Raw genomic sequence first — 22,378 nt, 5'->3', positions numbered from 1 at the left:
ACGCGTTTCGAGCCGCGAGCCCGCGACGCGGCCGGCGCGCTGGCGTCGCGTCTTGCCCGCGCCGATGGCGCCACGACCAGATCAAGGATTCGGGCTACCGTGTGTCGCTGGGCGCTGCTGGCGCTCGCGCCGATAACCGGCGCTAGCCCTGCATCGGCCGATAGCCTCTATTGGGACGTTAACGGCACGGCGATCGGCGAAGGCGGGACCGCCACCTGGACGCTGACCGATCCGCGGTGGAGCTTCAGCACCGACGGGGTGAGCGGCCCTTTCCGGGCCTGGGACAATCTGGCGCTTGACGATGCTTTCTTCCGCGGCATCGCCGGCACGGTCACGCTCGCCCAGCCGGTCCGCGTCCATAACATCACGATCGACACCAATGGATATGTGATCACCGGCAGTAGCTTGACGCTCGATGGCGTCGATCCGACATTGACGGTCACGACCGGGACCGCAACCGTCGCCTCGACGATCAGCGGTGTCGGCAGGGTGATCAAGGCCGGCGCCGGGACCTTGACCTTGTCAGGCAACAACAGCTTCGCCGGTGGTCTCATCGTAAATGGCGGTAGCCTCTCGCTCACCGGCAACAACAGCTTCGGCAGCGCCCCGCTTGTCACCGGCGGCGCCGCGCTCTCGCTCACTGGCACCAACAGTTTCACCGGTGACATCAGCGTCAACGGCGCATTGACCGCCAGCGGCGCCGCTGCCCTCGGCAGTGTCGGCAACAACATCAACATCTCGGGCGGCTCGCTCAACATCGGCACGACCGGCGGCAGCTTTGCCGGGCGCACCGTCACGCTTAGCGGGGCGGGAACTGTGAGCCTTTCGGGGGCCGGTATCGGAGGTGCCCATTTCACCGGCACTGGCGGCCTCTCCGTCAATCCAGGCGTGAATCTCAACGACAACAGCAACGACTATACCGGGAGGACGACCTTCTACGGCGCCGGCGCCACGACGATCACCTCGATCGGCAATTTGGGTGAAGCGAGTTCGGTGGGGGCGCCCACTACCGTCGCGAATGGCACCATCGACATCCAGAATCCAAGCGGAACCGCAGGCAACCGCGTCGTCTCCTATATTGGCGGCGGCAATGTCTCGAACCGCAATTGGACGCTCTATGCCAATGGTTATCGCAGTGTCGGCCTCAGCAACGACGGCACCGGCACCCTGACACTGACCGGCGCCATCTCCTCGAACTTTAATCCCTACGGCTATGCGCCGAGCTTCGTGGCGGCAACCGCCGATCTGGAGTTGCTCGGCGTCGTCAGCGGCAATGGCGCGGTCTTCAGTGCGAGCGCCGGGCGCGTCCTGAGGCTCGGGGATGCCAACACCGTGTCGGGAATCAGCATCACCGGTGCAGGCAAGGTTACCGCTGCCACCTTCGCGAATGCCGGCATTGCCAGTTCGCTCGGGGCCGGGAGTGGTACGAGCATAAGCGGCACCCTGAGCTATGTCGGCGCGGGCGCGAGCACCAACCGCAACTGGTCCACCAGCGGCACGCTCAGCAATGATGGCAGCGGCGCGCTGGCATTAAGCGGAAGCATGGCGCTGAGCGGTACGGCCACGCTCGGCGGCAGCTATACCGGCGCGGACAATCTTGTTTCGGGCGTCATCTCCGGCACGGGTAATCTGCGTGGCGCCGGAAGCGGCACCTGGCTGATCACAGGCGCGAATAGCTATACCGGTCAGACCATTGTCGACAGCGGGACGTTGCGCGCCGGATCGGCCACGGCTTTCGCCGGCTCGAAGACCTTTCAGGTCAATGGCGGCACGCTGGACCTCAATGGTTTCGACCAGTCGTTGACGAGCTTGACCGGTACAGGCGGCACGCTCGCGCTGGGCAACGCGCGTCTGACGATCGAAGCGCCCGTCGGCACCAGCGCGAGCTTCGGCGGCAGCATCACCGGGTCCGGCGGGCTCACCAAATTGGGCAACAGCATCCAGACGCTGACCGGCGCGAGCAATTATACCGGCGATACCATGATCGGCGGCGGCACGCTCGCGCTGGATTTCAGTCCGGCGGGCGGGCCGGCGAGCAACATCATTGGCAGTGGTTCCAACCTGGTCATGTCGGGCGGCACGCTCAAGGTCACCGGCGCCGCGAACGAAGCGAATATTCAGACCTTCGCCGGCCTCACGATCACTGCCGGCAATAATGTCATCAACGCGGTGTCGGGCACCGGCGGCAGCATGACCGTCAATCTTGGTGCCGTCACCCGTACCGGCGGGCTAATGAACTTCATCCTGCCGACGAACGGCAATATCACCACCACCAATACGGCGCTCGGCGGCTGGGCGACCGTCAACGGCACCGATTATGCCAAGGTCGTCGGTGGTAACATCCTTGCGTTCACAAATGCCGATTATACCAACAAGGACAATGCCGCCAACTGGCTCGACAATGAGTTCATCACCGATGTGAGCGGCTTCTTCGGCACGGTGGCCGGCAGCAAGCAACTTGGCGGGCTGCGCTATACCCGGGCAGTTTCGACCAATGTGACCGTCAATACCGGCGAGACGCTGGGGGTCGACGGCACGATCATCGTCGCGCCGACGGTCGCAGGCGGGAACCAGCTCATCACCGGTGGCAAGCTGACCGGGGCGAATGGCGGGGTGCTCGGCATCCAGCAGAACAGCACCGGTAATTTCACCATCGCCTCGCAGATCGTCGACAACGGTCCCGGCATGGGGTTCACCAAAGCGGGGTCGGGCCTCGTTACGCTCACGGGCACCGCCAACAGCTATACCGGCGCTACCCGCGTCGCGCAGGGCGTCCTGGCGGTCGCCAGCATCGCCAACGGCGGCGCGGCGAGCAGCATTGGCGCGTCCTCGGCGGCGTCGTCCAACCTGGTGCTGGAAGGCAGCACCTTGCGCTACATCGGAAACGGGGACACCAGCGACCGCGGCCTGATCTTCGGCAAGTCAGGCGCGATCCTCGGGTCCGGGATCGAGGTCACCAACCCGGGCGCCAATCTCGTCCTTTCGGGGCTGGTCACCAGTTCCGACGACGCCGGTTTCACCAAAAGCGGCGCTGGGACACTGACGCTTGGCAATCCGGCCAACGACTTCGTCGGAACGGTCACCGTCACCGGCGGCCTCCTGTCGATGAGCACATTGGCCAATGGCGGGCAGCTCAGCCCGATCGGCCGGAGCAGCAGCGCATCGGCCAATCTGATGCTGAATGGCGGCGGGCTGCAGTATACCGGGGCCACGGCCAGCACCGACCGCGGCTTCACCCTTGGCGTAAGCGGCGGCAACGTCGATGTCACTGATGCCGCCGCCACGCTGACGGTCAGCGGCATCGTCGCGAGCAGCGGCGCGTCGCTGCTGACCAAGAATGGCGCGGGCACGCTCGTGCTGTCCGGCATCAATACTTATGTTGGCGGCAATACCGTCAATTACGGCATCCTGCGCGCCGGATCGTCGCAGGCGTTCGGCGCCCCCAACACGAGCAGCGCCATGACGCTGGCCAACGCCGCGGGGGTTACGCTGGATTTGAACGGGTTCGACAATACGATCGGCGCGCTCAACGGCGGCGGCGCGAATGGCGGCAACGTCATGCTCGGCTCCGGGACGCTGCGCATCTCCAACGGCGGCGTTTATTCGGGCATCATCAGCGGAACCGGCGGCGTCTCGCGCAGCAACGCGGGCACGCAGGTGTTCAACGGCTGCAACAACACCTACACCGGTGCGACCACGCTCGGCGCGGACATCAGCGTCGATTGCCTCGCCAATGGCGGGGCGGCGAGCGGCATCGGCGCCTCCAGCGCGGCCTCCACCAACCTCGTGTTCAACGTGGGGTCGCTCGCATATACTGGCGGCAGCGTCACGATCGACCGCGGGTTCCAATTGCTCTCGACCGGCGGCATCAACGTCATGAACGCCGGCACGACCCTCGAGTTCACGGGCGCCGTCACCGGCGCTGGGGCACTGATCAAGCGCAATGCCGGCACGCTCGTGCTGTCGGGCGTCAACACCTCCACCGGCAATACGCAGATCGAGGGGGGCGTGCTCCGCGCGGGAAGGATCAACGCCTTCGGCCCGCAGGGTTTGATGTCGCTGAGCAACGTCGCCGGCGCGCTGCTTGATCTCGCCGGCTATGACACGGTGGTAAGCGGCGTCAACGGCGGCGGCGCGCTTGGTGGGAACATCAGCCTGGGTGCCGCCACGCTGACGATCAACAGCATCAGCAATTACACCTTTGCGGGCACCATCGGCGGCACGGGTCGATTGGTCAAGAATGGCGCACCCATTCAGACGCTCAATGGCTGCACCAGCAGCTTTACCGGCGGCGTCACGATCAATGCCGGCACGCTTCAGGTCGATTGTCTCGTCAATGGCGGGCTCAACAGCTCGATCGGGGCATCGAGCGCCGATCCCGCCAATCTCGTCATCAACGGCACGTTGCAATATATGGGCGGCGCGACCAGCACCGATCGGCAGTTCACGATCGGCGCGAGCGGCGCCACGCTCGATTCTTCCGGAACCGGCCCGATCCAGTTCAGCTATGCCGGGGCAGCGACGGTCGCGCCGGGCGCCGGCTCGCGCACCGTGACGTTGACCGGGACCAACACTGGGGTCAACATCCTTGCCGCGCAACTCGGCGACAGCGCGACCGGCGTCACGGCGCTCGCCAAGACCGGCGCCGGGACCTGGCGGCTGACCAACCAGACCAGCAACTATAGCGGTGCGACCACGATCAGCGGCGGCATCCTGATCGTCGACAAGCTCGCGAACGGCGGCCAGGCGAGCACGATCGGCGCGTCCTCCAATGCCGCCGGCAATCTCGTGATCGGCAACGGTTCGACCCTGCGCTACGTCGGGACCGGCGACGCGACCGATCGCCGGTTCACGCTCGATACCGGCGTGACCTATATCGAGTCCTCGGGAACCGGTGCGCTGCAGTTCACCAATACCGGGACGGTCGGCCTCACCGGCACCAACGCGACGCGCACCATCGCGCTCGGTGGCACCAATGCCGGCAACAATATGATGGGCGGCGCCATTGCCGACAACGGTACGGGCAGGACCACGCTGGCAAAGAATGACAGCGGCACCTGGGTGCTCACCGGCAACAACAGCTATACCGGCAACACCGTCATCAACGACGGCAACCTGATGGTCGGCAATGGGGGCACGACCGGCAATGCTGGCGCCGGCAATGTGATCGTCAATGCGCCGACCTCGACCCTGTCGCTCAACCGCAGCGACAGCTTCACCTTCTCCGGCACGCTGAGCGGCCCGGGAACGCTGGCGCAGATCGGCATCGGCACCAGTGTGCTGACCTCGGTCTCCAACAGCATCGGCGCCACCACAATCGCTGCCGGCACGCTGCAGGTAAACGGGGTTCTCACGACGCCGACGATCGCGATGACGGGGACCTCGGCGCTGACGGTGAACGGCACCGTGCGTACCAGCGCCGGCGGTGCAACGGCGCTCTCCGGCGACGGTGGCGCCAGCACGATCACCATCAATGCCGGCGGATCGCTCTCGGCCAATGGCAATCTGGGCGACGGCGCCGACACGGTGAACCTGGCGGGCACGCTGGCCACCGGTGGCTCGACGCTGGGCCTGGGCCTCGGCAACGACATACTGGTCCTGCGCGACGGGGCCGCAATCACCGGAGCAGGCATCGATGCCGGCGCTGGCACCGACGCGCTCGTGGTCGACAATGCGCTGGCGCTTGCGCTCGACGGCGCGAGCATCACTGGCTTTGAGAGCCTGACCAAGCAGAACAGCGGCGTGCTGACGCTGACCGGCGATCACAGCTACAGCGACGGGACGACGATCTCGGCGGGAACATTGCGTGTCGGCAATGGCGGCACCTCGGGTACGCTCGCGGGCGACATCACCGATAACGCGACGTTGGAGTTCAATCGTTCGGGCACGCTCGCGATCTCGGGTGCGGTCTCGGGCACCGGCGCGGTGCGACAGATCGGCACTGGCACGACCGTCCTGAGCGGCGTCAACAGCTATCAGGGCGGTACCACCATCGCCGCCGGCACGCTGCAAGCGTCGAGCGATGCCAATCTTGGCGCAACAAGCGGCGGGCTCAGCTTCACCGGCGGGACGCTCAACACGACGGCGAGCTTCACCTCGGCACGCGCGACCAATCTCGCAGGTACCGGCACCTTTTCGACCAATGCCGGCACGACCTTGACCCTGACCGGCGTGGTTTCGGGGACGGGCGCGCTGACCAAGACCGGCGGCGGCACGCTGACATTGACGGCGAACAACAGCTATGCCGGGCTCACCACGATCAGCGGGGGTACGCTGCAGATCGGCAACGGCGGCGCGACCGGCAGCATCGCGGGCAACGTCCTCAACAATAGCGCATTGGTGTTCAACCGTTCGGGCACGCTCACGATGGGCGGCACGATCATCGGCGGCGGGTCGGTCACGCAATCGGGGGCGGGCACGACGATCCTCACCGGCGCGAACAGCTATGCCGGCATGACGGCGGTCAATGCCGGCACGTTGCTGGTCAATGGCAATCAGGCCGGGGCGACGGGGCTCACCAGCGTCGCGGCGGGCGCGACGCTTGGCGGCAACGGGACGATCGGCGGCAATGTCCTCGTCGCGGACGGCGGCACGCTGGCGGCGGGCAGCAACGGTGTCGGTGCGCTGACGATCAACGGCAACCTCTCGCTCGGTAACGCCGCGCAGCTCAATTTCGAGTTCGGCCAGCCCAATGTCGCGGGCGGAGTGCTCAACGACCTCGTCAATGTCGGCGGCGACCTGACGCTTGGCGGCACCGTCAACGTGGCGCAGACGGCCGGCGGCAGCTTCGGCCCCGGTGTCTATCGCATGTTCAACTATGCCGGCGCGCTGACCAACAACGGGCTGTCGATCGGCACGATGCCGCCCGGGAGCGATGTCTTCGTCCAGACCGCGATCGCGGGACAGGTCAATCTCGCGAATACCGCCGGCCTGACGCTCAATTTCTGGGACGGCACCGGCCAGCCCAAGAACGATGGCGTGATCCAGGGCGGCAACGGCATCTGGCGTGTGGGCGGCGGCGTCAACGACTGGACCGAAGTGAACGGCATGGTGAATGCCGACTATGCGCAGGCCAGCTTTGCGATCTTCCAGGGATCACCGGGCATCGTCACCGTCGACGATAGCGGCGGCAATGTCCTGTCCGCAGGGATGCAATTTGCCGCGGGCGGCTATACGATCGCGGGCGGCGTGCTGACACTGACGGGAAGTGATGCGCTGATCCGCACCGGCGACGGCAGCGCGGGCGACGCCGGCATTGTCGCCACGATCAGCGCCGATCTCGCCGGGACGGCACGCCTCGTCAAGGATCTGGCGGGCACGCTGATCCTCTCCGGCGCCAACAGCTACACCGGCGGCACCGCGATCACCGGCGGCGTGCTCAGCGTCTCGGCCGATGCCAATCTCGGCGATGCGGTGGGCGGGCTGAGCCTCAATGGCGGGACGCTGAACACGACGGCCACATTCGGATCGAACCGGGCGGTCGACCTTGCCGGCACGGGCACCTTCCGCACCGACGGCGGCACGGCACTGACGCTGAATGGCGCGGTGTCGGGCACGGGCGCGCTGACAAAAGACGGCACCGGTTCCCTCGTCCTGACTGCCGACAACGGTTACACCGGCGGCACCGCGATCGCGGCGGGCACGTTGCAGCTCGGCAATGGCGGCACGGCCGGTTCGATCCTGGGCGATATCGTCAATGATGGCGCGCTGACGTTCAACCGCTCCGACAGCCTGATCTTCGCGGGCACGATCGCAGGCGCCGGATCGGTCAGTCAGATCGGATCGGGCACCACGATCCTGACTGCCGACAGCAGCTATACCGGTGGCACCACGATCAGCGCGGGCGTGCTCCAACTGGGCTCCGGCGGCACCACCGGTGGGATCACGGGCAACGTGGTCAACAACGCGGCGCTGACGTTCAACCGGTCCGATGCCGTCACCTTCTCAGGGGCTATCTCTGGCGCTGGCGCACTCACCCAGGTCGGCAGCGGCACCACGATCCTGACGGGCGCCAACAGCTACACGGGCGCAACCACCGTCATCGCCGGCACATTGCTGGTGAACGGCGACCAGACGGCCGCGATCGGCGCGACGGACGTCGCCTCGGGCGCGACGCTGGGCGGCACCGGCATCATCGGCGGCAATGTCGTGATCGCGAACGGTGGGGTTCTTGCGCCCAGCGGTTCGACTGGTCCCGGAACCCTCGCGATCAACGGCAATCTCGCATTGGCGGGTGGCGCGACGCTCAACTACGACTTCGGGCAATCCAATGTCGTCGGGGGGGCGCTCAACGATCTCGTCAATGTCGGCGGCAATCTGACGCTCGCCGGTACGCTCAATGTAGCGACGAGCAGCAGCGGGAGCTTCGATCCGGGCATTTACCGGGTTATCAATTACGCCGGGTCGTTGACCGACAACGGGCTGGTGATCGGCTCGATTCCGTCGGGCACCGATTTCTATGTCCAGACCTCGGTCGCGCATCAGGTCAATCTGATCAACACCGATGGTCTGGCGCTGCGCTTCTGGGATGGCGCGACCGGCGGGCGCAACGACGGCGTGATCACCGGCGGCGACGGCGTGTGGCAGAACGCCTCGGGCAACGACAATTGGACGCTCGACGACGCCTCGATCAACGCGCCGTTCCTCGACAGCGCGTTCGCGATCTTCGGCGCCGCGCCCGGAACGGTCACGATCGACAACAGCCTTGGCGCGGTTCGCGCGTCGGGCATGCAGTTTGCGAGCGACGCTTATGTGATCGCGGGTCAGGACCTGACGCTCATCGGCCCGCAATCGGTGATCCGCGTGGGCGACGGTTCGGCCGCGGGGGCAGGCTATACCGCGACGATCGCCAGCGCGCTCGTCGGCAACAGCCAGTTGGTCAAATCCGATCTCGGCACGCTCGTGCTCAGCGGCACCAATAGCTATGCCGGCGGCACGCAGATCAACGCGGGCGCGCTGCGTGTTTCGAGCGACGCCAATCTCGGCGATGCGGCGGGCGCGCTGACCCTTAATGGCGGCACGCTCAATACCACCGCCACGATGAGCTCGGGCCGGGCCGTTAGCCTGCTTGGATCGGGCACGCTGCTGACCGACGCCGGCACGACGCTGACGCTGGACGGGACGATCTCGGGCGGCGGCGGCTTCATCAAGGCGGGAGCGGGCGATCTGATCCTGACCGCAACCAACACCTTCGCCGGCACCGTCGACGTCATCGCGGGCAACCTGTTCGTGAGCGGCGACCAGTTGGCCGCCACCGGCGCCGTCACCATAGCATCGGGGGCGACGCTCGGCGGCTCGGGCATCATCGGCGGTGACGTCACGCTCGCCGACGGTGCAACGCTGGCACCGGGCGTGCGCGGGGTCGGCACGCTCGGCATCGGTGGATCGCTAAGCCTGTCCGCGGGCTCGCGGCTCAGTTACGAGTTCGGCGCGGCGAATGTCGCGGGTGGGGCGCTCAACGATCTCGTCAACGTCGGCGGCAACCTCACGCTCGCTGGTACGATCGACGTCACCGTGCCGGACGGCGGCAGCTTCGGCCCCGGCATCTATCGGGTGTTCAATTACGCCGGAGTGCTCACCGACAATGGCCTGGCGCTCGGCGCGATCCCCGGCGGAAGCAGCATGTCGGTCCAGACCGCGATCGCCGGCCAGATAAACCTGGTCAATACCGCCGGGCTGACGCTGAGCTTCTGGGACGGCAATACCGGACCCAAGAACGACGGCGCGATCCAGGGCGGCGACGGCGTGTGGCGCGTCGGTGGCGGCTCGAACAACTGGACCGACGCCGGCGGCTCTCTCAACGCCGATTATGCGCAGGGCAGCTTCGCGATCTTCTCGTCGGCGCCGGGGACGGTGGCGGTCGATAATGCCGGTGGCAATGTGCGCGCCTCGGGGATGCAGTTCGCGAGCGACGGCTACCGGATCGCCGGGGACACGCTGACACTGACCGGGCCACAGTCGATCATTCAGGTCGGTGACGGCAGCGCCGCGAGCGCGAGCTATGCCGCAACGATCGATGCGACGCTCGCCGGCGCGGCGGGCCTCGTCAAGACAGACGCGGGCACGCTCGTGCTCACCGGTGCCAACAGCTACACCGGCGGCACGGCGGTGAACGGCGGCATGTTGCGCATTTCCGGCGACGCCAACCTTGGCGATGCGGCGGGCGGGTTGAGTCTCGACGGTGGCACGCTCAACACGACAGCGACCTTCAACTCGAACCGCGCCGTGACGCTTGCTGGCGCAGGGACCTTCCGCAGCGATGGTAGCACCGCGCTGACGCTCGACACTGCCATCACGGGCGGCGGCGCGCTGACCAAGGACGGTGCGGGAACGCTCGTTCTGGCCGGCGACAATATCTACGCGGGTGGCACGACGATCGCTGCGGGCACGCTCCAGCTCGGCAGTGGCGGGACCAGCGGCTCGATCACCGGCGATGTGCTCGACAACGGGATGCTCGCGTTCAACCGTGCTGACGATCAGGTCTTCGCGGGCACGATAACCGGCAGCGGATCGGTGAGCCAGACCGGCACCGGCACCACGATCCTGACCGCGGACAACAGCTATACCGGCGGGACCGTCATCAGCGCAGGCGCGCTCCGGCTTGGCAATGGCGGCGCGGCCGGCGGCATCACGGGCGATGTGCTCGACAATGCGGCGCTCGTCTTCAATCGCGCCGATGCGGTGACCTTCGCCGGGCTGGTGTCGGGCACCGGGCGGGTGGAACAGGCGGGGAGCGGCATCACGACCCTGACCGGCGCTAACAGCTATGCCGGCACCACCACGGTGAGCGGCGGCACACTGCTGGTGAACGGCGACCAGAGCGCCGCAACCGGCGCAACGAGCGTCGCGTCGGGCGCGACATTGGGCGGCGTCGGCATCATCGGCGGCGATGTCGCCATCGCGAGCGGAGGTGCCCTTGCGCCGGGCATGGGCGGTGCGGGGACGCTCACGGTCAACGGCAGTCTCGCCCTTGCGGGCGGCGCGGCGCTCAACTACGATTTCGGGCAGCGCAACGTTGTCGGGGGCGCGCTCAACGACCTCGTCGATGTCGGCGGCAACCTCACGCTCCGCGGCACGCTTAATGTCACGACCACCTCGGGCGGCGCGTTCGACATCGGGCTCTATCGCGTCATCAATTACGCGGGGGCACTGACCGATAACGGCCTTGCGATCGGCACGATGCCGGCGGGTGCGAACGTCTTCGTTCAGACATCGGTCGCCCATCAGGTCAATCTCATCAACACCGGCTCGGCTACCCTCAATTTCTGGGACGGCGCGGCAGGGCCCAAGTTCGATGGCGCGGTCAACGGGGGTGACGGCATCTGGCAGAACGGCACCGGCAACGACAATTGGGCCGATGCGACCGGCACGGTCAACGCGCCGTTCGCCGACGACGCGTTCGCGATCTTCACCGGCGCTGCGGGGACGGTCACGATCGACAACAGCCTCGGCGCGGTCAGCGCCTCGGGCCTGCAGTTCGCGGTCGACGGCTATAATGTCATCGGCGGCGAACTCACGCTGACGGGCGCGCAGGCGGTGATCCGGGTCGGCGACGGCACGACGGCGGAAGCCGGTTATACCGCGACGATCGGCGGCGCGATCACCGGCAACGCGCAACTCGTCAAGACCGGCACGGGCACGCTCGTGCTTTCGGGCGCCAACAGCTATGCTGGCGGTACTGCGATTAACGGCGGGACGATCCGTATCGCGGATGATGCCAATCTCGGCGCGGCCACCGGCGGGCTGAGCCTCAACGGCGGCACGCTCAACTCGACCGCCAGCTTTGCTTCCGCGCGCGCGATCGACCTCGCCGGTGCCGGCACCTTCGTCACCGACGCGGGAACGACGCTCGCCTTGTCCGGCGCGATCTCCGGGGCAGGCGGATTGGCGAAGAACGGCGCGGGCACGCTCATTCTGTCGGGCACCGGCAGTTACGCGGGGCCGACGACCGTCGGTGCCGGCACATTGCTCGTCAGCGGCGACTTCGGCGCGGCGACCGGGCTTACCACCGTCATGGCGGGCGCCAGTCTCGGCGGCACCGGCACGATCGGCGGCAGCGTGACCATCGCCAACGGCGCGGTCCTCACCCCGGGCGCGGGCGGGGCGGAGACGCTCACGATCGGCGGCAATCTGTCGCTCGGCGCGGGCGCGACGCTCGCCTATGAGTTCGGCTCGGCCGATACCCCCGGCGGGGCGCTCAACGATCTCGTCAATGTCGCAGGCAATCTGACGCTCGATGGCACGATCAACGTCAGCGTGTCCGCCGGGGGTGCGTTCGATGTGGGCGTCTATCGTGTGTTCAACTATGGCGGGGCACTGACCGATAGCGGGCTGACGCTTGGCGCGCTGCCGGCGGGCAGCAATGTCTCGGTCCAGACCTCGATCGCGGGCCAGGTCAATCTGGTGAACGCGGCCGGGCTCAAACTCAACTTCTGGGACGGCGTGGCCGGCCCCAAGAACAACCACGCCGTTGATGGCGGCAATGGCGTCTGGCAGCACAGCACCGGCAACGATAACTGGACCGACGCCAATGGCGCCGTGAATGCGGCCTATGCGGATGGCGCGTTCGCTGTGTTCGGCGGCACGGGCGGCAAGGTGAGGGTCGACAACGCCCTTGGTCAGGTGACCGCCACGGGTATGCAGTTTGCGGCGAACGACTACACGATCGATGGCGACACGATCGCCCTGGCCGGGCCGCAATCGATCATCCGCGTCGGCGACGGGAGCGCCGCGGGTGCCGGGTTCACCGCGACGATCGGCGCGGCGCTTTCCGGCGATACGCAACTGGTGAAGACCGACGGGGGCACGCTCTTGCTTTCAGGCACCAACAGCTACACCGGCGGCACCGCGATCAACGGCGGCACGCTGCAGATCGCGCGTGACGCCAATCTCGGGGCTGCTTCGGGCAATGTCACGTTCGACGGCGGCACGCTGGCGGTCACCACCGATATGTCGAGCGCGCGCCATCTCGTCATGGCGGGCGCGGGCACGATTTCCACCGTCGGCGCGACCACCTTTACCTATGGCGGGCTGATCTCGGGCGCAGGCGCGCTGGCCAAGACCGGGTCGGGAACGTTCCTCGTCACCGGCGACAGCAGTGGCTACACCGGGCCGACAACCATCGCCACCGGCACGCTGGTGGTTGCAGGAAAGCTCGGCGGCGCGGTGACGGTCGATGGCGGCGGCCGGCTGGGAGGCACCGGCTCGGTCGGCGATCTCATCAACATCGGCACCGTCGCGCCGGGCTACGGCGGTTTCGGGACGCTGACCGTCAATGGCAGTTATACCGGCGCGGGCGGCCAACTCGAGATCAAGACCGCGCTGGGCGGCGACGGGTCGCAGACCGACCGGTTGGTGGTCGCCAACGGCACCGCCGGCACGACGCAACTCGTCATTGCCAACCGCGGCGGCCTGGGCGCGCAAACCGTCGAGGGCATCAAGGTCATCGACGTGACCGGCGGCGCCTCGAACGGCACGTTCACGCTCAAGGGCGATTACAATTTCGATGGCCGCCCGGCGGTGATCGCCGGCGCGTTCGGCTATCGGCTGTTCCAGGGCGGCGTCTCGACCCCCGGCGATGGCGATTGGTATCTCCGCTCGGCACTGCTGGACGCGCCGAGCGAGCCGCCGGCGCCGCTCTACCAACCCGGCGTCCCGCTCTACGAGAATTATGCCGCTACGCTGCAGACGCTGAACCGTCTCGGCACGCTCCAGGAACGGGTAGGCAACCGGCAATGGTCGGGGTTCACCCAAGGCGGTGTCGGCATGTGGGGCCGGATGGAAGCGGGGCGCTACCGGCCGGAAGCAGAGTTCTCGACCAGCGGCAGCACGCTCGGTGTCGACGATTGGTCGGTCCAGGTCGGGCTCGACAAGTCCTTGCTCGACGTGGCCGAGGGGACGTTGATCGCCGGCGTCAACGGCCGATACGGCAAGGCGGATGCAAGCGTGCGCTCGCGCTTCGGCAATGGCGCAATCCATATCCGGGGCTATGGCGTGGGCTCGACGTTGACCTGGTACAGCCGCACCGGTTTCTACCTCGATACGCAAGCGCAGTTGACCTGGTATCGCAGCGATCTGCGCTCGGACGTTCTCGGCAAGCTTGTCGAGAACAACCACGGATCGGGCCTTGCTTTCAGCGTCGAGGCCGGCAAACGCGCGCCGCTGGGCGGTGGCCTCAGCCTTACGCCGCAGATCCAGATGGCCTATTCCGGCGTCCGGTTCGATCGCTTTACCGACCCCAATGGCGCGGTGAATTCATCCCGCCGCGCCGATAGTCTGAGAAGCCGCTGGGGGATCTCGCTTGATCATCAGAAGACCTGGGACGGCGAGGGCGGGACAAGGCAGAGCCATCTCTATGCCATTGCAAACCTTGGCTATGAATGGCTCGACGGCAGCATCGTCGATGTTTCCGGCACACCGGTCGCGCGTCGCGATGACCGGCTGTCGGGTGAGCTCGGGCTTGGCGGGAGCTATGACTGGGCGAACGGTCGGTTCACGATCTTCTCGGAAGTCTCCGCCAGCACCGCGATCAACAATTTTGGCAACAGCAACAGCCTTCGCGGCAATGCGGGGTTCCGGATGCGGTTTTGAACCAGCGTCATCGCTCAGTCTGGTGGTGCGTTATCGGACACAATCTCGTGCCGGATCGGTCCTGCAAATTTCGTCAGCGCTTTGGCCCCCGCGTCGGGGAGGCTCCCCGCGCGCGGGCTCTGCGTTCAGCATGGGAGCGCCGATGTCGACCGGCACAAAGGTCGGCCCGACCGGCACCGGCAGCAATCCTCGCTTTTTGAACTGACCGCGCCAATTATAGATCTGACTTCGCGATACATCGTAGCGCCGCGCAACGCGCGCCAATGTCTCGCCGTTCAGCCCCACCGCGGCGAGGATCTCCAGCTTCTCCGCGTCCGACCAATGACGCCGCCGTTCCCGGCCCAATATCTCCACCGACGGCCCTCGCTCTCGCTCAGGACGTCCATATCGACGTCCTTATGGACGTCTCTTACCCACTCAACCCATCCTCCGGCAGGCGGCCTCAGCCGTTCGGTTACGAAAAAGCATAGTAATTTCAAATAATTATGATGCATACTTTTGGTATCTCGCCAAGCTGATGCACCGTTTCCTGCCGAAGGTCGGTTCGAGTATCGCATGCAGGCCGCCGAGCTCGATTACATCGCGCAATCCGCCGCGGTGCAGACCCCGATCGCCGGAAATTATGTGGGTCTGCACTTTAATCGCGGGAGGCCGCCCGATATTGATGCGATCGGGCGCGGGGCCGGGATGCGGCCCAGGCGCCCCCATTGACGTCTTAGGGCCTGAGCTCGGCCAGTTCGCGATCCAGATGGCGATAGGCTTGTGCCTCGATCAGGACGAAGGCGATGCGGCTCGTCTCGGTTGCGCTCGGGTTGCGCCAGCGATGCATCGTGCCGCGTTGGACCACGATATCGCCCGGGCCGAGCAGCGTCTTTGCGCCGTCATCGACCTCCAGCTCGACCTGGCCGGCAAGCACGATCCCGTAGTCGATGCTGCTGGTACGGTGCATCGGGGAAACCCCGCCAGGGAGCATGTCGACGATGCGGATCACCGATCCGCGGTCGATGGTGAGGCCGGCGTCGCGCGCGCGGCCGTCCGTCTCGTCATTATTGTCGGCGGGCACTGTCGCGGTGGTCCAGATGAGCGCAAATGCAGCGTCGCCACCCGGAATGGGCACGGTTGAAAAGTGCTGATCGGCGCGGAGCACGGCGCGGCCGGCGCCGTCATGCCCGGTGACCACGCGGCGGACCGGCAACAGATCAGCCATGATCCTTCTCCGCCGGGACAACCTCTTGTTCGATAACGCCAAACAGCAATCCTCCGTCCGCTGCGCGTGCTTCCATCCGCACCCGGTCGCCGAAGCGCATGAATGAGGTTTCGGGGGCGCCGCGGTCGATGATCTCGATGCCGCGGCGCTCGGCGATGCACGAGGAGCCGACGTCGCGGAAATCGGCGTTGGACACGGTGCCCGAGCCGATGATCGTTCCGGCGGGTAGCGCGCGGGTGCGCGCGGCATGAGCGATCAGCTCGTGAAAGCCGAATCCCATTGGAGCGCCGTTCGCATTGCCGAACCTTTGGCCGTTCCAGTCGACCGCCAGGTCGAGGCAGACCCGGCCATCATGCCACGCGTCGCCCAATTCGTCGGGGGTGACCGCGAAGGGGGCGATGCTGCACGCCGGCTTGGCCTGGATCCAGCCGAACCCTGTCTTCATCTCGACCGGCGCGATCGCGCGCAGCGACCAATCGTTGATCTGGACGATCAGCCTGATGTGGTGGAGCGCTCTCGCCGCATCCACGCCCATCGGCACCGCATCGGTGATGACGCCGAATTCACCTTCGAAATCGATCCCGTCCGCCTCGGATGGAAGGGGAACGTCGTCGCGAGGCCCGAGAAACTGATGCGACAGCCCCTGATACATCAGCGGCTGATCGGTTTCGATCGGCGGCAGATTGAACGCTCGCTGCATCAGCGCGCCGTGGCTTTCGAATGCGGAGCCGTCGAGCCATTGCCACGCCCGCGGCAGCGGCGCGGCGAAACGCACGCCGGCGGTCGGCAGGCCCTCGCCCCGTGCCAGTCGATTGGCGAGCACGGCGAGGCGGGGCGCCATGCTGGGCCATTGCTCTAGCGCGGCCTGCAAGGTGGGCGCGATCTCCCGTGCGGCGAGATAGCGCGCGCCATCGGCGGAGACGACGGCGAGCGTGCCGTCCGGTCCACCGGCGGCGAGGGTAGCGAGTTTCATGCGGTGGTTCCTTGAGCGCTGATCGTGGAGAGTGCGGCGTCGACGAGCCGCGCGAGCGTGCCGTCGTGGCGAAAACCAAGCGCTTCGGCGCGCGGTGTCCGCAACAAGGGCTGATTGCCGAACCCGGCCTCGATCGCGGGGTCGGGCCGATAGCTGACCAGCGCCTTATCGCTGTCGCAGGCGGCGGCGATCGCGCCGACCAATTCGGTCATCGTGACGCGCAGCGCGGGTAAGGTCACGGCGCGATCGGCGGGCAGCGTGGCGTCGAGCCTCAAGGCATGAACAAGGGCATCGACAACGGCCGCGCGCGATATCAGCCACATCGTCGCGCCTTCTGATACCGGGCTGACGAACGGGCGCCCATCGCGAAGCGCATGGAACACATTGCTCATGAATGCGGAGACCATGCCCGATGGGCTGGGGGGACGGGCGACGATGCCGGGAAGGCGCAGCGAAAGGCCGTCCACCTCGCCGCGTCGCGAGAGCGTGGCGATCCATTGCTCGATCATTGCCTTGTGCGCGCCGTAGAGCATCGTCGGGGCGAGCGGCGTCAGGTCGTCGACCCCGGCCGCGGGGAGCGGTGCGCCGAAGACCGCGATGCTGCTGGCAAAGATGAAGCGAGGGCATTTGCCGGTTGCGATCGCGGCCTCGCCAAGTGCCATGCTCGCCTCGATATTGGTGCGGCGCGCGGTGACCGGATCGCCTTCCGCCGCACCGCCCGGTACGGTTGCCAGATGCACGACGGCATCGGCGCCCTGCGCGAAGGCCTGGCGCACGATGCCCGCATCGGTGATATCGCCGGCAATCGCCGTGATGCCGGGCTGCGACGATGCGGATCGGTCGATCGCGACAATGTCATGACCCGCGGCGTGCAGCCGCGCGGTCAATACCTGCCCGACGAACCCATCGGCTCCGGTGACGATCACCCGCATATCCGGCCCCTAGCTGCCATCGGTGATCGTCGTGCCGCCGTCGACGACCAGATTATGCCCGGTGACGAATCCGGCCGCAGGCGAGGCGAGGAACAGCGCCGCGCCCGCCACCTCAGCCGCAGTTCCCGGCCGGCGTAGCGGAGTCATCGCCATGCGACGCGTCATGAAGGCGGGGTCGGCGAGCAGCGGTGCGGAGAGCGGCGTGTCGATCAGGCCGGGAGAAATTGCGTTCACCCGCACGCCTTTCGGCCCCCATTCGACCGCGAGATTGCGCGCGAGCTGAATCACGGCAGCCTTGGCGAGTGCATAAGCCCCGATCGCGCCATTGCCGCGCAGACCGGCGATGCTCGCCATCAGCACGACCGACCCGCCGGTGCGCTTCGCGATGTGCGGCAGCGCAAGCCGGGCAAGCTCGACCGTCGCGGTGAGGTTCACGTCGATCACGCGCGCATAATCATCCACATCCATGCACGCGATCGGCCCCGGCGTCCCGGCAATGCCGGCGTTGCAGATCAGGATGTCGAGCCCGTCGCCGAGGGCCAGCGCGCCCGCGACCAGTGCTTCGCGCGTGGCCGGCGCGGTGATGTCGCCGGCGACGCCGTTCGCGCGGTGCCCGGCACCGGCAAGCCTTGCTGCGGTCGCCTCGGTGTCGCCACCGTCCTCGCTCGACACGAGCACCGCGACGCCTGCGGCGGCGAGCGTTTCGGCGATCGCGAGACCGATCCCACCGGTCGCGCCGGTGACGATCGCTGTCTTGCCGGCGAGCGAGAACAGGGCAGGGGTCATGCCGGTTGCGGCTGACGCTCGCGGCGCAGCATCGCCTCGATCATCCGGCGCGCGCGCGTGCCGCCGGCGTCGATGCCGAGCGCCACCGGGCGCTGCGACCAGAAGTCGCCGCCGTCGAGATTGGCGAAGGCGGCCTCGATGATCGGCTTGTCCTCGCCCTCGAACGCCTGTTGCATCAGCCCACGCAGGAAGGCGTCACCCTGCGGATCGACATGATCGGCCGCGCGCGTCGTTGCCCAGAAATAATGCGTGGTCGTCTCGTTCTCGGGGGTCAGGATATGCGCCTGCCACACGATACAGCCCTGGTCGCGCGGCGCGCCGGTCGGGGTTGCGCCGACCTCCAGCAGCATCGCGGCCGGAGCGTTCCAGCGCATGTCGAGCCAGTGGTCGCAGCGCATCTCCGGCGGATAGACGCCCAGCGTATGCGCCGGTGCGGCGACATCGGGCATCCACCAGTCGGAATGAAGCGTTTCGCCATCCTGCCGAACCCTGTGCCGGCCGGCGAAGATCACGCCTGCGCCGGCGAAACTGCCCTTGTGGACGAATTCGATATGGCTCAGGTCCATCAGATTGTCGGTGCCGAATTCATAGCCGGCGTTCATCGGCATCATCCCGGCGAGCGGCGGCCCGCACGGACGGGCCAGTGCGGAGAAATCGGGAATCTGCGACGGATCGGCGGCGCTGGCCTCGCCGGCCCACAGCCAGACCGCACCGTGGCGTTCCTCGACCGGCCACGCACGGATTGCGGCGCCCTTCGGCGGGCTTTCGGAAAACGGGCTGGCGATGCATGTACCCGCGTTGTCGAAAACGAGGCCGTGATACGGGCAGCGGACGCAATCTCCCTGCAATTCTCCCATGCTGAGCGGGGCGAAGCGGTGGCTGCACCGGTCGGTGAGCGCGGCCACCTCGCCGTCGGTCTTGCGATAGAGCAGGATCGGTTCGCCGATGATCCGGCGACGGAAAAGCGCGTCCCCGACCTCGTCGCTCCACGCGGCCATATACCAGCAGTTGCGGAGGAACGCGGCCATCGGCTCAATCCTCGAAGATCGCGACGGCACGCGTCCAGCCGGCCGAGGCGCCCCTGATCTTGTGCGGGAAGCACGACACGGTGAAGCCATGCGCCGGCAGCGCTTCGAGATTGTGCAGCTTTTCGAGGTGGCAATAGCCCGTTTCGCGGCCCGCCTTATGCCCTTCCCAGATAAGCGAGCTATCGCCGGTCTCGCGCACTTTTTCGGCGGTGTAGCTGAACGGGGCGTCCCAGCTCCACGCGTCGGTTCCCGTCACCCTGACGCCGCGCGCGGTGAGATAGAGCGTCGCCTCGCGCCCCATGCCGCAGCCGATATCGACGAAGCGCGGGTCACCGAGCGCGGCGCCCGCCGCGGTGTTGACCAGCACGATATCGAGCGGTTGGAGATCATGGCCGATGCGCGCCAATTCGGCCGCGACATCCGCGGCGGTCACGACATAACCGTTCGGGAAGTGGCGGAAATCGAGTTTCACGCCGGGCCGAAAGCACCAGTCGAGCGGGATCTCGTCGATCGTCCAGGCGCGCTCGCCGCCGTTCATCGTCGGGTGATAATGATAGGGCGCATCGAGATGCGTGCCGTTGTGGGTGGTCAGCGTCACCCATTCGGCCGCGGCGAAGCCGGCCCCGTCGGGGGTCTGCTCGGCGGTCACGCCGGGGAAGAAATGCTGCAACTCCTCGACCGTCTCGCGGTGCGTCTGATAGGTGATCTTGGGCCGCATGAACGGCGGATCGGTGATGACATCGTTCTCGAGCGTGATCGACAGATCGACAAAGCGGCGGGTCATGGCGTCTCTCCTCAAGCGGTATGGCCGCCCAGCGTATCGGCGAACCAGTCGGCGATATAATCGCGGCCGAAGCTCATATTGTCGGCGCCGACATGCTCGACGCCGCCTTCGCGAGCCGTGAAGATCTTGAGTTCGCGGCGCGGGCTGGCGGTCAACTGGTCATAGCTCTGATGCGCGTAATCGAGCGCGATCTGCCGGTCCTCGGCGCCGTGGGTGACGAGGAACGGCACCTTGATCCGCTCCATCACCCCATTGAGCGTCATGTCGGCGGTCCTGGCGTGGAAATCGTCCATCGTCGCGGCGCCGAACACCCACATCACATGCGCCCAATAATGCGGCACCGGATTTTCGCCCTCGCGCCGCAGGCGCTTCTGCTGCACCTCGGCCCAATTGTGATTGGCGCCCCATACCGCGCCGCTCGCGAAACGCGGCTCGAAGGCGACGGCACGCGGGGCATAATGCCCGCCGAGCGAAATGCCGGTCATGCCGATCCGCGTCGCATCGGCATCGGTGCGTGTTTCCAGCCAGTCGACCGCTTTCGACGCCCAAAGCTCGCTATGCGGTGTCGCCGGGATATGCTGCAGGCGCAGCGTTTCGCCGGTGCCGGGCTGGTCGACGCATAGCGTGGAGATGCCGCGCCGCGCCAGTGCCTCGGGCAGCCGCGACCAATAGAGCAGCTCCTTGCAGCTATCGAGGCCGTTACAATAGACGACGACCGGCTTGGGGCCGTCGCCCGGCGCGCGGATATAAAGCGCTGGCATCGTGCCGCCGTCGATCGGGATTTCGACCCGCTCGCAATTTTCCCGGCCCAATGCCATCGCGCGGCGGAAACTGTCCTGCGCCTTGGCGAAGGTTTCGACCCGGCCGGGATGGCCGTGGCCCTGCATCCGCTCCGCGGTGAACAGATAGAGCGCGGCGCGTTGCAGCTTGGCGCCGGCGGAAAAGGCGCGGCCGCGCGCCTCGTCCTCGCCGGCGAGCGCGATCAATTTGTCCGCCATCTTCACCCATTCGGCGAGGAATTCGGCGGTGCCGGCGTCGGTGCCGTTGTTTGCGGCATCCCTGATCGGCTTACACATATCGATGATCTCGCCGATCTGCGCACCGCTCTCCAGTGCGATGGCGAGGCTGAGGTTCCAGATATAGTTCGGGAAATATTGGAACAATGCCATGGCCTCAGGCCTCCGCCGGCTGGAAAAGGCCGGGATCGGGGGCAGGGTGCGGCATGGTTTGCGGGCCGCCGACCCCGATCCCCCATTGATCCATTACCAAGGGCGCTGGGGTGTGGACCTTCGCCTTCCAGCTCGCATCGTCCACTTCTTCGAGTTCGGACGTATATTCGACTGCGAACCCGTTGGGGGTGACGAAATAGCTGAAGGTGTTGTTGCCCGCGGTGTGCCGCCCGGGGCCCCAGGCGATCGGCACGTTCTTCACCTTCAGATTATGGATGCCGCGCATCATGTCGTCGACGCCCAGCATGTCGTAAGCGACATGGTTGAGGCAGGCCGGGCCGGGCAGGATCGCGATGCGATGATGCGCGCTGTTGCAGCGCAGGAAGGACATGAAGTCGCCCAGCCAGTCCGACAGGCGGAACCCGAGCACGTCGATGAAGAATTGCGTCGCCGCGTGATGCTGCGGCGAATGGAGCACGATATGGCTGATCTTCAGCGGCACCCCGTCCCAGCGCTGCATCGGCCGCGCGGTGCCGCGCGCCACGTCGCTGGAAATCTCGAACGGCAGGCCATCGGGGCTGAAGAAGCGGAAACCGTAGCCACCGCCGAACGCGGTCAGCTCGCGCGGCGCGAAGATGATACGGCAGCCGGCGGCGACGACCTTTTCGTGCAGCGCGTCGACATCGGCGCGTGTGTCGGCGGCCAGCGCGATGACGTCGATCCGGCGGACATCGGACGGCCGCAGCCGCACGACGAACAATTCGTCATGCCCCTCGGTCGCGAAATAGATCATGCCGTCGACCGCGGCGACCTCCTTCAGCCCCCATTTCTCGGCGTAGAAGACGCGCTCGGCGGCAAGATCGGGGACGCCATAACCGACGTGGCGGATTTCGGTGACACGACTCATGAG

The 22,378-nt window shown here is 66.7% G+C and carries 10 protein-coding genes; 1 reads left to right on the top strand and 9 read right to left on the bottom strand.

What is annotated here, in order from left to right:
* Positions 1-99: 99 nt before the first annotated feature.
* Complete coding sequence (locus NED98_RS00115) at positions 100-14,589, top strand: autotransporter-associated beta strand repeat-containing protein (protein WP_265311354.1); 14,490 nt, start codon at positions 100-102, stop codon at positions 14,587-14,589.
* A 30-nt stretch (positions 14,590-14,619) separates the two neighbouring features.
* On the opposite strand, the gene NED98_RS23340 is transcribed toward NED98_RS00115, so the two are convergent.
* The 9 genes from NED98_RS23340 to NED98_RS00075 all read right to left on the bottom strand — a co-directional run bounded on the left by NED98_RS23340 (position 14,620) and on the right by NED98_RS00075 (position 22,375).
* Positions 14,620-14,943: a transposase gene (locus NED98_RS23340; RefSeq protein WP_432423277.1), complete on the bottom strand. Its 324-nt coding sequence runs from the start codon at positions 14,941-14,943 to the stop codon at positions 14,620-14,622.
* A gap of 361 nt (positions 14,944-15,304) precedes the next feature.
* Complete coding sequence (locus NED98_RS00110; RefSeq protein WP_265311353.1) at positions 15,305-15,796, bottom strand: cupin domain-containing protein; 492 nt, start codon at positions 15,794-15,796, stop codon at positions 15,305-15,307.
* The gene (locus tag NED98_RS00105; protein ID WP_265311352.1) at positions 15,789-16,769 is read right to left on the bottom strand and encodes a fumarylacetoacetate hydrolase family protein; all 981 of its coding nucleotides are present in this window, start codon (positions 16,767-16,769) and stop codon (positions 15,789-15,791) included. Before NED98_RS00105 ends, NED98_RS00110 begins: the two co-directional genes overlap by 8 nt.
* Entirely contained in the window at positions 16,766-17,701 is a 936-nt protein-coding gene (locus NED98_RS00100; RefSeq protein ID WP_265311351.1) for an NAD-dependent epimerase/dehydratase family protein, read from the bottom strand. Before NED98_RS00100 ends, NED98_RS00105 begins: the two co-directional genes overlap by 4 nt.
* 9 nt (positions 17,702-17,710) lie before the next feature.
* On the bottom strand, positions 17,711-18,487 hold the full coding sequence (locus NED98_RS00095) for an SDR family NAD(P)-dependent oxidoreductase (RefSeq protein WP_265311350.1): 777 nt from the start codon (positions 18,485-18,487) through the stop codon (positions 17,711-17,713).
* Entirely contained in the window at positions 18,484-19,515 is a 1,032-nt protein-coding gene (locus NED98_RS00090; protein WP_265311349.1) for an aromatic ring-hydroxylating oxygenase subunit alpha, read from the bottom strand. Before NED98_RS00090 ends, NED98_RS00095 begins: the two co-directional genes overlap by 4 nt.
* Before the next feature lie 4 nt (positions 19,516-19,519).
* Entirely contained in the window at positions 19,520-20,299 is a 780-nt protein-coding gene (locus tag NED98_RS00085; protein WP_265311348.1) for a cyclase family protein, read from the bottom strand.
* A gap of 11 nt (positions 20,300-20,310) precedes the next feature.
* On the bottom strand, positions 20,311-21,468 hold the full coding sequence (locus NED98_RS00080; RefSeq protein ID WP_265311347.1) for an alpha/beta hydrolase family protein: 1,158 nt from the start codon (positions 21,466-21,468) through the stop codon (positions 20,311-20,313).
* Between the two features lie 4 nt (positions 21,469-21,472).
* Positions 21,473-22,375 (bottom strand): VOC family protein, encoded by a 903-nt coding sequence (locus tag NED98_RS00075; protein WP_265311346.1) that lies wholly within the window; start codon positions 22,373-22,375, stop codon positions 21,473-21,475.
* Positions 22,376-22,378: the final 3 nt, after the last annotated feature.

This window comes from Sphingomonas lycopersici, from assembly GCF_026130605.1.
GTDB classification, from domain to species: Bacteria; Pseudomonadota; Alphaproteobacteria; order Sphingomonadales; family Sphingomonadaceae; genus Sphingomonas; species Sphingomonas lycopersici.
This window is presented reverse-complemented; position numbering and strand designations above follow the sequence as displayed.